We start from the raw sequence: 12,747 nt of genomic DNA on the forward strand, positions 1-12,747 counted from the left end.
CTTGTTGGCTGTTTTGTGAGACAAAGCGCAACCCAATCGCATAGCCTCTGAGGATTAGCATGTCGCGGCACTACACCCTGACCATCTCCTGCCCTGACCGCGCAGGCATCATTGCTGCCGTTTCCGGCTTTATCGCACAGCATGGTGGCTTCATCGTTGAAGCGAGTTATCACACCGAGCACGAGGAGCAGCGCTTCTTCATGCGTCAAGAGGTCCGGGCGGACTCGTTGCCGTTCGATGCGGACGAGTTTTGTCGTCGCTTTGCGCCACTCGCCGCCGAATTTGGCATGGAATGGCAGCTTTCAGATTCCGCCATCAAGAAGCGGCTGGTAGTGCTGGTCAGCAAGCAGGATCATTGTCTGGACGACTTGCTGTACCGTTGGCGTAGCGGCGAGTTGCAGGTGGATATTCCCTGCGTCATCTCTAATCACGAGGATTTGCGCAGCTTTGTCGAATGGCACGGTATCCCGTTCATTCATGTGGACATGAGCGATAAGTCCGCCGCGTTCGAGCGTATTGCGGCGCTGTTCGAGGAGCATCGCGGCGATACGATGGTGCTGGCGCGCTTCATGCAAATTTTGCCGCCGTCGCTGTGTCAGCGCTTTCCTCGGCGCATCATCAACATCCACCACAGTTTTCTACCATCCTTTGTGGGTGCCAAGCCTTACCATCAAGCGCACCAACGCGGCGTTAAACTCATCGGTGCGACCTGCCATTTCGTTACGGATGAGTTAGATGCGGGGCCGATCATTGAGCAAGATACCGTGCGCATCGACCACGGTGATACGGTGGACGATCTGGTGCGCTACGGTCGCGATATCGAGAAAACGGTGCTGTCGCGTGGCCTGCGTTACCACATCGAGGATAGGGTACTGGTCTGCGGTAACAAGACCATTGTGTTCAAATAAACAAGGTTGTCATGGAGTGAGTGCCCGAAAACCTGTAAAATCGCGCAATCACAAAAAATTTTTACGAGGAGAAACAGCATGGCCAAGAGTTTGCAAGAGTTTATCGTTGAAGAACAACGCCAGCATGGCGGCCCAGATATTTCCGCACTGATCTTTGAAATTGCTGATTCCTGCCGCAGGATCGCCGTTGCTGTGAATCGCGGCGCGCTGTCTGGTGTGATGGGCTACGCTGCTAGCGAGAACATTCAGGGTGAGACCCAGAAGAAACTGGATGTGATCACCAACGACATTTTCACCCACGATAACGAAATCACCGGCTTCTACGCTGGCTTGGCTTCTGAAGAAATGGATGATCCCTATGAAATCAGCGCAGGCATCCAGCGTGGCGACTATCTGCTGGTGTACGATCCCTTGGACGGCTCCTCCAACGTGGACGTGAACATTTCTGTGGGTACCATCTTCTCGATCCTGAAGGCACCGAACAAGAACCCAGCCGTGGCTGACTTCCTGCAACCTGGTGTTCAGCAACTGTGCGGCGGCTATGCACTGTATGGTTCTTCCACCATGATGGTGCTGACCACGGGCCACGGCGTGAATGGCTTTACACTGGATGTCGAGACCGGCGAATTCGTGCTGACCAACCCCGGCATGATGATCCCAGCTGACACCGCTGAATTCGCGATCAATATGTCTAACCGCCGCTTCTGGGAAGCGCCCGTTCAGCGCTACGTCGAAGAATGTGTCAAGGGCAAGGATGGCGGTCGCGAGAAGAACTTCAATATGCGTTGGGTCGCATCCATGGTGGCGGAAGTTCACCGTATCCTGTGCCGTGGCGGTGTGTTCATGTACCCGTTCGACACCAAGGATCCGACCAAGGCTGGCAAGCTGCGCCTGATGTATGAAGCCAACCCGATGTCCTTCATCGTGGAACAAGCGGGCGGGGTGTCTTCCACCGGCCGTCAACGCATCATGGAAATCCAGCCGAACGGTTTGCACCAGCGCGTGCCAGTGATTCTGGGTTCTAAGAACGAGGTTGATCGCGTGGTTTCTTACCACCAAGGCGTTTAACTCCGAACGCGCCCCCAGTTCGGGGGCGTTTTCACGTCCAAAATATACAATCCGCGTAGCGGTTCGTTCGCCTCCTCGCCCGCTTGCGGGCGAGGATAGAGGAGAGGGAAAGCAACATGAACAAGCCATTAGTTTCCATCATCATGGGTAGCGCCAATGACTGGGATGTTATGCAGCAATCCGCTCAGGCCTTGAAGGATTTCGGTGTGGAGTATGACGCGCGCGTCATCTCTGCGCATCGCGCTCCCGATCTGCTGTTCTCCTACATCAAGGAGATGTCCGACAGCGGTGTGCAGTGCTTCATCGCCGGTGCCGGTGCGGCAGCTCACTTGGCTGGCGTGATTGCCAGCAAGACCACCCTGCCGGTGCTGGGTGTGCCGATTCCATCCAAATATTTGAAAGGCATGGATTCACTGCTGTCCATCGTGCAGATGCCCAAGGGCATTCCAGTGGCCACGTTCGCGATTGGCGAAGCGGGCGCGGCTAATGCCGGGCTGTTCGCTGTGTCCATGTTGGCGCTGAACGATGTTGTACTGGCCGACAAGCTGAAAGCCTACCGCCAAAAGCAAGCCGACCAGATTGCCTCGACGACTTTGCCTACCCTGTAACTTTCACGCTCACCCGACGATTGTGCCGGGTGAGCGAATCACTACCGAGACCATCATGTCCGCTCTACACGAATCCAACCTGACCAGCCTGAAGTTCCTGCATCGCGGCAAAGTGCGCGACCTCTACGAGGTAGATGACCAGCACCTGCTGATCGTGCAAACCGACCGTTTGTCCGCCTTCGATGTGATCTTGCCGGACCCAGTTCCCGGCAAGGGCGAAGTGCTGACCTCGCTGTCCAACTTCTGGTTCGCCAAGCTCGGCCACGTCATCCCCAACCATCTCTCCGGCATCGCGCCAGAAGACGTGGTTAAAACGGATGCTGACCGTGCTCAGGTCCAGGGACGCGCGTTCGTGGTTAAGCGCCTCAAGCCGCTGCCAGTCGAAGCCATTGTGCGCGGGTATCTGGTCGGCTCTGGCTGGAAGGATTACAAAAAGACCGGCGCGGTGTGCGGCATCGCCCTGCCGGCAGGCTTGCAGGAAGCGCAGAAGTTGCCGCAGCCGCTATTCACACCCTCGACCAAAGCCGCCGTGGGCGACCATGACGAGAATATCTCGTTCGACGAAGTAGTGAAGCTGCTCGGCGCGGCTCGTGCTGAAGAAGTGAAGGCGGCTACGCTGGCGCTCTACACTCAGGCAGCTGATTTTGCCCTGACTAAAGGCATCATCATCGCTGATACCAAGTTCGAATTCGGTACGGACGCGGCAGGTAAGATGTATCTGATTGACGAGGCGCTGACGCCAGACTCTTCCCGCTTTTGGCCTGCGGAGCAATACCAAGTAGGCAGCAACCCACCCAGCTACGATAAGCAATTCGTGCGCGACTGGCTAGAGTCCACTGGCTGGAATAAGCAACCGCCCGCACCCAATGCGCCATCTGATGTGCTGGAAAAGACCGCTGAGAAGTACAGCGAAGCACTGCAACGCCTGACCGCCTGATGACTGCACCCAGCCAGCTCATCGAAGGCTTTCGCCGTTTCCGCGAACAGCATTTCGCGGAAGACGATGCGCTTTACCGGCAATTAGTGATTGACGGACAAACGCCCAAGACGCTGGTCGTTGCCTGTTGTGATTCCCGCGTTGACCCAGCGCTAGTGCTCGACTGCGCCCCAGGTGATTTGTTCGTCATTCGTAATGTGGCCAACTTGGTGCCGCCTGTAGAAACACGCTACGGCGGTCGTCATGGCACCAGTGCTGCTCTCGACTATGCCGTGCGAACATTAGGAGTCGAGCACATCATTGTCTTGGGACATGCTCATTGTGGCGGCATTCGTGCGCTACTAATGGGCGGAGGTGGCCAAGCGCAGGAATCTTTTATCAATAGCTGGATGCGTTTGGCCGAAGATGCAAGGACGAGCGTCTTGCGCGATCTGCCGGATGCACCCTTAGAGGTGCAGCTCGAAGCCTGTGAGCAGCGTGCCATCTTGGGCTCACTCAATAATCTGATGACTTTCGATTGGATACGTGAGCGGGTAGAGCGTAGAACGCTGACCTTGCATGGCTGGTATTTCGACATAGAGCATGGGCGGTTATTGGAATATAATCAATCTACTCAAAGCTTTAATAATCTTTAAGTGGCTTAGTGGGCCTCCCTTTCACCAAAGCAGGTCCACAGAGCTTAGTTACATCCAGCGAGAACAGGAGTAACTCAGAGATACATGGTGGCTAGTAATTTAGTCCGATTAATTACTAGAGTTCCTCTACCTCTTGTTCCTGATTTGGTTACAATGTCATCGGTAGCTTTCGATCTAAAACAACACGTTTTGAGAGTAGAGATGAGTGAAAATACGTCCGCTAATTTGAAAGTTTCAATCAAAAACCTGGAAGCCCTTCCTGCCATGCCTAGTGTGGTTCAGAGGATTCTGTCTTTGCCGCTTGATACCGAAGAAGGCGAGCGGGATTTACTCAAGCTGATAGGCACCGATCCACAAATCTCTGCTCGGATCATTGGGTTGTCAAACACTCCCATGTTCGGGGCCTCTAAAAAGGTCAGCTCGGTTTCCGATGCCGCTATGTTGCTGGGCATTACTCGGGTCAAATCTGTAGCAGTGGGGATTGCGGTCATGTCAACGCTGACACGGCATCCCATGGGCAAGCTAAAGGTTCAGGATCTGTGGTTGCATAGTATGGGAGTTGCCCTAGCGATGCGTGTATTGGCACGTGCTATGCCGCTGCGCACTCGGCCCTTAGAAGATGAGATATTCCTTGCCGGCCTATTGCATGACATCGGGTTTCTGGTGCTGAACTACATTGATCCTAAACTGAGTGACGAATTACATGCCCGACTGGCTGAGAATCCAGAGAGTCCTGTTCAGGAGGTTGAGGCTGGGTTGCTAGAGCTTGGGCATGCCGAGATGGGAGCGCAGTTGGCTACTCACTGGGATTTGCCGGAAAACGTAGTTTCAGTATTGCGCTATCACCACTTACCAGCTGATGAAGGCTCTGACGTAGGTCAGCCCTTGGTTGGCTTGCTAAACCTCGCTGAAAAGCTGCTGCCAGCATTTGGTATCGCCGAGTTTGTTACGCCAGAGATTACCGAAGATGAATGGCTCTCATTTGGTATAGACCCGAGTCGTGCGGAGGATATTGCCTCTTTGATTCAGGAGCAAACTGAGCAAGCTAAAAAGATGGCCTCAAATTTTGGCTGAGCTGTGCGGATAGAATAGCAATAGTTTATAGCCGACCGGTGCTAAGCCGTTGATGTCTAAAGGAGTGTGCACCTCAAGTATTTGGCCGGCCCCTATCCCCTTCTTCTCCTCCATCTCTGTAGGCAAGTAGTCCTCGGGCGCGAAGCTTCGACGGGCGATCACAGTGTCCTGTTGGTTAGTCAATGCCAGCTGCAGACTCGGATATGTCTGCGAAAAGTTGGCACGATTTCGAATCAGGGCGGAGAGCTCTATCTGATTACCCTTCCCTTCGATGGCCTCCAGACCCGAGGTTTCAAGTAGCAATAGCTCAGCTTGCTGCGGTAGCTCAATCGTACAGCCAGCAAGTTTGCAGTAAGTAGCGAATATGGGCTCAAGCATGGGCGCACGTGCTATTAGCACAACTCGGAAAGAGTACCCCAGTTGCAGTAGCAACATAAGCGACAAGCCCAATACTCCTGCAATCCACCAAGGAGAGTTGGAGTTGGCCAACGCAGGAATATCTGAAGGCGCCGGGGGAGGTTGTGTCTGAATCTCTAGCGCTGCCTCTGGCGGCGCTAATTGGGCAGAGGATGCGATATTGGGAGCTATTGTTGGCGAGATGGCCGTGATAGCAATATTTTCTGGAATGGCTTTGTTAGGCTGGATCGCGGAAGGCTGATTGGAGCCGTCCATCAGGGGAGACGATATGGCATCCTGTCCATCAGATGGCTCCTTCGGATGGTCAATATCGGCATTAGGAAAAAGCTGCTCGCGGGCATTGAACGCATGTTGGCATCGGCCACAACACACCAAGCCACGCCGAACATCAAGTTGTTCCTGATGAATGCGAAACCGTGTCTTGCAATGGGGACACTGGGTGATCCAGCTCATGGTCTCAGCGCTTGCAGCCTGACAGGCGAGTCCAGCCGTCCTCGAATTCAGGCGGATCGAAGTCGAACCATGCACTGTATATCGCAATTACATCCGTCGCCTGCTCAGCCAATATTCCAGATAGGACAATTTGCCCACCGGATTTCGTGGCAGCCGCTAACAGAGGTGCCAAAACTCGGAGAGGGTTAGTCAGAATGTTGGCGATGACCACGTCAAACTGTTCATTTGATGCGGAGTTGGGCAAGGAGAACGTCGCGGTGACATGATTGGCCATGGCGTTATCGTGGCTGGCTTGCACCGCCTGCGCATCCACGTCCACCCCGACGGCACTGCCCGCCCCGAGTTTGAGCGCGGCAATTGCTAAAATGCCAGACCCGCAACCATAATCGAGCACACTCTCTTGGCCCTTGATCTGCTTGTCCAGCCAGCGAAGACATAGGCGAGTAGTTGGGTGGCTACCGGTACCGAAAGCCAAGCCTGGATCCAAAGCGATGTTGATCGCCTGACTGTCCGTAGGCGAATGCCACGTAGGAACAATCCAAAGGCGTTCGGAAATGCGTATGGGATCGAACTGTGATTGAGTCAGGCGCACCCAGTCGTTGTCAGGTAGCGCGGCCATCGAAAACATCGGCAGCTCAACTAGACCGATGGCAGAGCAGGCACTGCGAAGCGCCGACTCCGCTTGAGCTGCACTATCGAACAGCGCCGTCACAAGATTGTGTTGCCAAACAGAGGTGGTTGGCTCACCCGGCTCACCGAATATCGCTTGCTCATCCGGCGTATCGGCATCCGCATCGAGCATATCCACTGATAAAGCGCCACTTTCCAGCAGCGCTTCACTCAGGGCTTCGGCATAACTGGCATCGGCATGAACCGTCAGCGTTTGCCAGGCCATTATTTGACCTTCGATTTCTCGGCCAGCTTGTGCTCAAGATAATGGATGTTCGTACCGCCACGAATAAAGGCGGCATCTTGCAATAGCTCCTGATGTAGCGCGATATTAGTGTCGATACCCTCGACCGCCATTTCAGACAGAGCCGTACGCATTCTTGCTAGTGCCTGTTCGCGAGTATCGCCGTAGGCGATCAGCTTGCCGATCATGGAATCGTAATTTGGCGGGACGAAATAATTTGCATATACATGTGAATCAACGCGAATGCCAGGTCCGCCAGGAACGTGCCAAGTGGTGATGCGGCCTGGCGATGGGATGAATTTATACGGGTGCTCCGCATTGATGCGACACTCGATGGCGTGACCACGGAACTCAATGTCCTTTTGGCGGAAGCTAAGCTTCTCACCTGCGGCGATGCGAATCTGCTGCTGTACGATGTCAATGCCGGTAATCATTTCGCTGACCGGATGCTCAACCTGTACGCGAGTATTCATCTCGATGAAAAAGAAGTCTCCGTTCTCATACAGGAACTCGAACGTGCCCGCGCCTCGATAGCCGATTTTGCGACAAGCTTCTGCGCAGCGCTCACCGATCTTGTTGCGCAATCTCGGATTGAGCAGCGGGGCTGGAGCCTCTTCGATGATCTTTTGGTGGCGTCGCTGCATGGAGCAGTCGCGCTCACCCAAGTAAACGGCGTTGCCGTGCTGGTCTGCTAGGATCTGAATCTCGATGTGACGCGGATTTTCGAGGAATTTCTCCATGTAAACCATGGGATTATTGAAGGCGGCCTGAGCTTCCGTCTTGGTCATGGTTACCGCATTAAGCAGCGCTGCTTCCGTATGCACTACACGCATACCGCGCCCGCCGCCGCCGCCTGCGGCCTTGATGATGACTGGGTAGCCGATGCTGCGAGCAATCTTGATGATCTCCGCTGGATCGTCAGGCAAAGCACCATCGACACCAGGGACGCAGGGAACGCCTGCTTTCTTCATGGCATTCTTGGCAGATACTTTATCCCCCATCAAGCGGATGGTTTCCGCGCGTGGGCCGATGAATACGAAGCCACTCTTTTCTACGCGCTCAGCAAAATCTGCATTCTCGGAGAGAAATCCATAACCGGGGTGGATCGCTTGAGCATCAGTGACTTCGGCGGCGCTGATAATGGCTGGGATGCTGAGGTAGCTTTGTCCCGAAGGGGCGGGGCCAATACACACCGATTCGTCGGCTAGCTTGACGTATTTTGCATCAGCATCGGCTTCGGAGTGAACCGCAACGGTTTTGATACCCATTTCGCGACATGCGCGCTGAATGCGCAGTGCGATTTCGCCTCGATTGGCAATCAGTACTTTCTCAAACATTGGGACTGGTTCAGGCTTGGCGGCAGCGGCAGCACGCAAAATCGTGCGCTTCAACACGCTGCCCTGAGCACCGTCATCGGCGGCTTGAAGAGCGGGGGTCTTTTCAAACATGATCAGCCGATTACAAATAGTGGTTGGCCGTACTCGACGGGCTGACCATTTTCTACTAGAACAGCTTTGATTACGCCTGCTTTGTCGGAGTCGATTTCGTTGAGTAACTTCATCGCCTCGATGATGCACAACGTATCGCCAGCATTGACACTTTGTCCGACATCAACAAATGCCTTGGCACCTGGCGAAGATGATCGATAGAACGTGCCAACCATCGGGGACTTAACCACGTGACCCTCCGGTTCGGCAGGCTTGGCTGGTTCAGAGGCAATAGCAGGTGCAGCGACTTGAGCAGTTGGCATGGCGACCGGCTGTGGTGCAGCGTAGAGCTGCTGACTGGCAGCAACGGTGCGCGTGATGCGAACACGCTCTTCGCCTTCGGAAATTTCTAGTTCGGCGATTCCTGAGCCTTCGACCAGATCGACCAGTGCTTTGAGTTTACGTAAATCCATTATTGTCTCCTAGGGTTGTTGCAGCGCGTACTGCACTGCCAGCTCATAGCCGGTTGCACCCAGACCGCTAATGATTCCCACCGCGATGTCTGAAAAATACGACTCGTGGCGGAATGATTCGCGAGCGAATACATTGGACAAGTGAACCTCGATGAAAGGAATGCCCACTGCGGCGAGTGCATCACGCAAAGCGACGCTCGTGTGGGTAAATGCGGCAGGGTTGATTACTATAAAGGTGGTGCCATCCAATCGAGCGGCATGGATACGCTCAATCAAGGCAGATTCAGCATTACTTTGGAAAGCAGATAACTCTGCTCCTTGTTCGCGGGCAAACTGCGCCAATTTTTGGTCAATTTCGACCAACGTGACGCGTCCATACACGGCCGGCTCACGGCTGCCGAGCAGATTCAGATTTGGACCATGCAAGACAAGTACATTCTTCATGAGCGAAGTTTGCCGCAAATGAGGGGTGGTTGTCCAGATTTTGATGAAAATAAGCCGAAAGAATTCGGCTTGTGGGCGAAGCCAGGTGATGGCATCTATTACTTAGGTTTGCTCCCAGGGCAACCCTAGGGCGCGCCAACCATTCAGCACATTACGATGCCCTTCATCGTTCAGATCGCCCTCAAATCCCTCTAGCACATTGAAGCAGTTAACGTAGCCAGCCTGCGTAGCTGCGACTGCGGCGTGATGAGAGCGTTGCCCACTTCGGCAAATGAACGCTACTAATGCTTCTTTAGAGACTTCCTGTTCGAGCTGCGCAAGGAAGTGTGCATTCGGCCTCATTGACGGGTAGCCCATCCATTCGATTTCCACTGCCCCCGGAACTTGGCCGACCCAGATCGTCTCTGCAGTGGTTCGTACATCCACTAAGACGGCACCAGAAGCTTGGTTCATCAGCTCATAGGCCTCATTAGGAGTCAGCGCACCTTGATACGACAACTTCATTTCCTGAGCGCGTTGTTGTGCCGCTTGCAGTATCTTGGTGATATTTCCCATAAGAATGGCATCCATATTCAATGATAGTGGCGCAAGTGGTATCCTGCGCCCGACGCAGAATACTAACCCATCCCGCATGAAAAATCACACCCAGACAATGTCTCCAGAGTTTGAGCCTAAGCATCCAGAGCGCTTTGCCGCCGCACGAAAGAGCACTTGGGTAAGTATTGTCATCAACTTGCTGTTGACGGTGCTTCAGATACTGGCCGGGTATTTTGGTCGATCACAATCTTTGATGGCTGACGGCTTGCATTCGCTGTCGGACTTGCTCTCTGACGTGCTGGTGCTTTATGCCAATCGACAGGGAAATCGTCATGCTGATGCCAATCATCCTTACGGTCATGCACGTATCGAAACGGCAGCCACGTTGATTTTGGGTGTGCTACTGGCTGCGCTAGGTGTGGCTTTGCTAGTGGCAGCGGCACTGCGCTTGCAACATCCTGCGCAAGTGCAGGTGGTTCATCCTGTGACGTTTTGGGTAGCTTTGGTGGCGCTGGCGGCCAAGGAAGGGATGTTTCGTTATATGCTGGCTGTCGCCAAGCGGGTGCGCTCGCAGATGTTGGTCGCCAATGCTTGGCATGCCCGCTCTGATGCTGCCTCTTCGCTAGTGGTGCTGGCTGGTATCGGTGGCAACTTGCTTGGCTTCGCTTTTCTTGATCTGTTGGCTGCCGCTGTGGTGGGGGTGATGATTGCCCACATGGGGGGGAAGTTAGCGCGCGAGGCCTTGGCTGAGCTGATTGATACGGGGCTAGATGAAAGCGAAGTCGCAGCCATACGCCAGACCTTGCTGGATACTCCTGGCGTATTCAGCCTGCACGAATTGCGTACGCGCAAAATGGCGGATCACGCCTTGGTGGATGCTCATGTCATTGTCAATCCAAGAATTAGCGTATCTGAAGGGCACTATATTGCTGAAAGTGCCCGCCAGCGGGTCCTGCGTAACCATCATGTGATGGACGTGATGGTTCACATCGACCCCGAGGATGACTCCAAGGCCCGACCAAATGCCCATTTGCCCAGCCGAAGCAAACTGCTGGATCATTTGTCGCAGCGACTAGATAGCGCCGCGCCGCTCGAAAGCTCTGTGGTCCTTCACTATCTCGACGGCAAGGTCGATATTGAAATATTTACTGCTGGGCTCAAGCACGAAGAGCTGGCCGCACTAAAACGTAAAAGCGAGCAGATCGTCGGGGATGATCCTTGGTTTCGTTCCATCCATATTTATCAAATTTTCGCCCAATAATGGTGCAATTCGCGCGGCTGCCGCTCTGGGTTGGTGCGCACGATTGTTGCCATCTACCTTATTGAATATGGCAAAATGCCGCTTTCCGAGCGATGCGGTATGGCACGCTTCCTGCTCAGGAAGGACAGGTTTGTTTTAATTGTTTTTATTTGGGAGAGAGCGATGTCCAAGTCGGCAGCAGATGTAATTCAGTTACTCAAGGATAATGAAGTCAAGTTTGTTGATCTGCGTTTTACCGATACTCGTGGTAAAGAGCAGCACGTAGGCGTACCCGCCAAGTATTTCGGGGCGGACAAGTTTGAAGATGGCCACGCATTCGATGGTTCCTCCATCGCTGGCTGGAAGGGTATTCAAGCGTCTGACATGTTGTTGATGCCGGATCCTGACTCGGCTTATATCGACCCGTTCATGGACGAAACCACCTTGGTGCTGACTTGCGACGTGATCGAGCCATCTGACGGCAAGGGTTACGACCGCGATCCACGTTCCATCGCCAAGCGCGCTGAGGCATTCCTGAAATCTTCCGGCGTGGGTGACACTGCTTACTTCGGCCCAGAGCCAGAGTTCTTCATTTTCGACTCCGTTAACTGGAACATTGATATGTCCGGTTGCTTCGTGAAAATCAATTCCGAAGAAGCGGCATGGTCCTCTGGTGAAAAATTCGATGGCGGCAATACTGGCCACCGTCCTACCGTCAAGGGTGGATATTTCCCAGTTCCTCCCGTTGATAGCCTGAACGACATCCGTGCAGCAATGTGTCTGGCGCTGGAAGACATCGGTATCGAGGTCGAAGTGCATCACCACGAAGTGGCGACTGCTGGCCAGTGCGAACTGGGCACCAAGTTCAGCACGCTGGTTAAGCGCGCTGACCAGACCCAAGCTCAGAAGTACGTGATTTTCAACGTCGCTCATCAGTACGGCAAGACAGCGACCTTCATGCCTAAGCCTATCGTTGGCGATAACGGTTCTGGCATGCACGTTCACCAGTCTATCTGGAAAGATGGCAAGAACCTGTTCGCCGGCAACGGCTACGCCGGTTTGTCTGAGACTGCCCTGTACTACATCGGCGGTATCATCAAGCATGCGAAGGCACTGAACGCGATCACCAATCCGGGCACCAACTCCTACAAGCGTCTGGTTCCTCACTACGAAGCACCGACCAAGCTGGCTTACTCTGCCAAGAATCGTTCCGCTTCGATCCGTATCCCTCACGTCGCTAGCGACAAGGCACGCCGCATCGAGACACGTTTCCCAGATCCTTCCGCTAACCCATACTTGTGCTTTGCCGCACTGATGATGGCGGGCTTGGATGGTATTCAGAACAAGATCCACCCTGGCGATCCTGCTGACAAGAACCTGTACGACCTGCCACCCGAAGAAGATGCACTGATCCCAACCGTATGTACTTCGTTGGATGAAGCACTGGCGGCTCTGGATAAAGATCGTGAATTCTTGACTCGTGGCGGCGTGTTCTCCAACGACTTCATCGATGCTTACATCGAACTGAAGATGACGGAAGTGACTCGTATGCGCATGACCACGCATCCAGTGGAATTCGACATGTACTACAGCCTGTAAGCAATATCGCAGGT

The 12,747-nt window shown here is 54.0% G+C and carries 14 protein-coding genes; 8 read left to right on the plus strand and 6 right to left on the minus strand.

All coding sequences use genetic code 11. The features are described from left to right. Positions 1-59: 59 nt before the first annotated feature. The 6 genes from purU to OYT1_RS00265 all read left to right on the plus strand — a co-directional run bounded on the left by purU (position 60) and on the right by OYT1_RS00265 (position 5,230). Positions 60-908 (plus strand): formyltetrahydrofolate deformylase, encoded by an 849-nt coding sequence (purU, locus tag OYT1_RS00240; RefSeq protein WP_062627230.1) that lies wholly within the window; start codon positions 60-62, stop codon positions 906-908. A gap of 78 nt (positions 909-986) precedes the next feature. Beyond that, entirely contained in the window at positions 987-1,976 is a 990-nt protein-coding gene (locus OYT1_RS00245) for a class 1 fructose-bisphosphatase (RefSeq protein WP_062627229.1), read from the plus strand. 116 nt (positions 1,977-2,092) lie between these two features. Beyond that, entirely contained in the window at positions 2,093-2,584 is a 492-nt protein-coding gene (gene purE / locus OYT1_RS00250; protein ID WP_062627228.1) for a 5-(carboxyamino)imidazole ribonucleotide mutase, read from the plus strand. Positions 2,585-2,636: 52 nt separating this feature from the next. Then, positions 2,637-3,521, plus strand: a complete 885-nt coding sequence (locus OYT1_RS00255) for a phosphoribosylaminoimidazolesuccinocarboxamide synthase (protein ID WP_062627360.1) — start codon at positions 2,637-2,639, stop codon at positions 3,519-3,521. Next, positions 3,521-4,156, plus strand: a complete 636-nt coding sequence (locus OYT1_RS00260) for a carbonic anhydrase (RefSeq protein ID WP_062627227.1) — start codon at positions 3,521-3,523, stop codon at positions 4,154-4,156. Before OYT1_RS00255 ends, OYT1_RS00260 begins: the two co-directional genes overlap by 1 nt. Before the next feature lie 201 nt (positions 4,157-4,357). After that, the gene (locus OYT1_RS00265) at positions 4,358-5,230 is read left to right on the plus strand and encodes an HDOD domain-containing protein (RefSeq protein ID WP_062627226.1); all 873 of its coding nucleotides are present in this window, start codon (positions 4,358-4,360) and stop codon (positions 5,228-5,230) included. On the opposite strand, the gene OYT1_RS00270 is transcribed toward OYT1_RS00265, so the two are convergent. The 6 genes from OYT1_RS00270 to OYT1_RS00295 all read right to left on the minus strand — a co-directional run bounded on the left by OYT1_RS00270 (position 5,216) and on the right by OYT1_RS00295 (position 9,912). Beyond that, the gene (locus tag OYT1_RS00270) at positions 5,216-6,100 is read right to left on the minus strand and encodes a DUF3426 domain-containing protein (protein ID WP_084612038.1); all 885 of its coding nucleotides are present in this window, start codon (positions 6,098-6,100) and stop codon (positions 5,216-5,218) included. The genes OYT1_RS00265 and OYT1_RS00270 overlap by 15 nt on opposite strands. Positions 6,101-6,104: 4 nt before the next feature. Further along, on the minus strand, positions 6,105-6,995 hold the full coding sequence (gene prmA / locus OYT1_RS00275; protein ID WP_062627224.1) for a 50S ribosomal protein L11 methyltransferase: 891 nt from the start codon (positions 6,993-6,995) through the stop codon (positions 6,105-6,107). Next, positions 6,995-8,350, minus strand: coding sequence for an acetyl-CoA carboxylase biotin carboxylase subunit (gene accC / locus OYT1_RS00280; protein ID WP_062627359.1), 1,356 nt, complete (start codon positions 8,348-8,350; stop codon positions 6,995-6,997). The genes prmA and accC overlap by 1 nt, the downstream gene beginning before the upstream one ends. 113 nt (positions 8,351-8,463) lie before the next feature. Continuing rightward, a complete protein-coding gene (accB, locus tag OYT1_RS00285) occupies positions 8,464-8,913 on the minus strand; it encodes an acetyl-CoA carboxylase biotin carboxyl carrier protein (protein WP_062627223.1) in 450 nt (149 codons plus the stop codon). 9 nt (positions 8,914-8,922) lie between these two features. Continuing rightward, positions 8,923-9,357, minus strand: a complete 435-nt coding sequence (gene aroQ / locus OYT1_RS00290) for a type II 3-dehydroquinate dehydratase (protein WP_062627222.1) — start codon at positions 9,355-9,357, stop codon at positions 8,923-8,925. A gap of 102 nt (positions 9,358-9,459) precedes the next feature. Then, entirely contained in the window at positions 9,460-9,912 is a 453-nt protein-coding gene (locus OYT1_RS00295; RefSeq protein ID WP_062627358.1) for a rhodanese-like domain-containing protein, read from the minus strand. Between the two features lie 76 nt (positions 9,913-9,988). On the opposite strand from OYT1_RS00295, the gene OYT1_RS00300 reads away from it, so the two are divergent. Both OYT1_RS00300 and glnA read left to right on the plus strand, forming a co-directional pair. Continuing rightward, the gene (locus tag OYT1_RS00300) at positions 9,989-11,155 is read left to right on the plus strand and encodes a cation diffusion facilitator family transporter (protein WP_062627221.1); all 1,167 of its coding nucleotides are present in this window, start codon (positions 9,989-9,991) and stop codon (positions 11,153-11,155) included. A 162-nt stretch (positions 11,156-11,317) separates the two neighbouring features. Beyond that, on the plus strand, positions 11,318-12,733 hold the full coding sequence (glnA, locus tag OYT1_RS00305) for a type I glutamate--ammonia ligase (RefSeq protein ID WP_062627220.1): 1,416 nt from the start codon (positions 11,318-11,320) through the stop codon (positions 12,731-12,733). Positions 12,734-12,747 lie beyond the last annotated feature (14 nt).

The organism is Ferriphaselus amnicola, from assembly GCF_000974685.2.
GTDB classification, from domain to species: Bacteria; Pseudomonadota; Gammaproteobacteria; order Burkholderiales; family Gallionellaceae; genus Ferriphaselus; species Ferriphaselus amnicola.

Excerpts from the sequence above, each read along its gene's own strand:
- purU (WP_062627230.1), top strand. The coding sequence starts at position 60 with ATGTCGCGGCACTACACCCTGACCATCTCCTGCCCTGACCGCGCAGGC.
- OYT1_RS00245 (WP_062627229.1), top strand. The coding sequence starts at position 987 with ATGGCCAAGAGTTTGCAAGAGTTTATCGTTGAAGAACAACGCCAGCAT.
- purE (WP_062627228.1), top strand. The coding sequence starts at position 2,093 with ATGAACAAGCCATTAGTTTCCATCATCATGGGTAGCGCCAATGACTGG.
- OYT1_RS00260 (WP_062627227.1), top strand. The coding sequence starts at position 3,521 with ATGACTGCACCCAGCCAGCTCATCGAAGGCTTTCGCCGTTTCCGCGAA.
- OYT1_RS00265 (WP_062627226.1), top strand. The coding sequence starts at position 4,358 with ATGAGTGAAAATACGTCCGCTAATTTGAAAGTTTCAATCAAAAACCTG.
- OYT1_RS00270 (WP_084612038.1), bottom strand. The coding sequence starts at position 6,100 with ATGAGCTGGATCACCCAGTGTCCCCATTGCAAGACACGGTTTCGCATT.
- prmA (WP_062627224.1), bottom strand. The coding sequence starts at position 6,995 with ATGGCCTGGCAAACGCTGACGGTTCATGCCGATGCCAGTTATGCCGAA.
- accC (WP_062627359.1), bottom strand. The coding sequence starts at position 8,350 with ATGTTTGAGAAAGTACTGATTGCCAATCGAGGCGAAATCGCACTGCGC.
- accB (WP_062627223.1), bottom strand. The coding sequence starts at position 8,913 with ATGGATTTACGTAAACTCAAAGCACTGGTCGATCTGGTCGAAGGCTCA.
- aroQ (WP_062627222.1), bottom strand. The coding sequence starts at position 9,357 with ATGAAGAATGTACTTGTCTTGCATGGTCCAAATCTGAATCTGCTCGGC.
- OYT1_RS00295 (WP_062627358.1), bottom strand. The coding sequence starts at position 9,912 with ATGGGAAATATCACCAAGATACTGCAAGCGGCACAACAACGCGCTCAG.
- OYT1_RS00300 (WP_062627221.1), top strand. The coding sequence starts at position 9,989 with ATGAAAAATCACACCCAGACAATGTCTCCAGAGTTTGAGCCTAAGCAT.
- glnA (WP_062627220.1), top strand. The coding sequence starts at position 11,318 with ATGTCCAAGTCGGCAGCAGATGTAATTCAGTTACTCAAGGATAATGAA.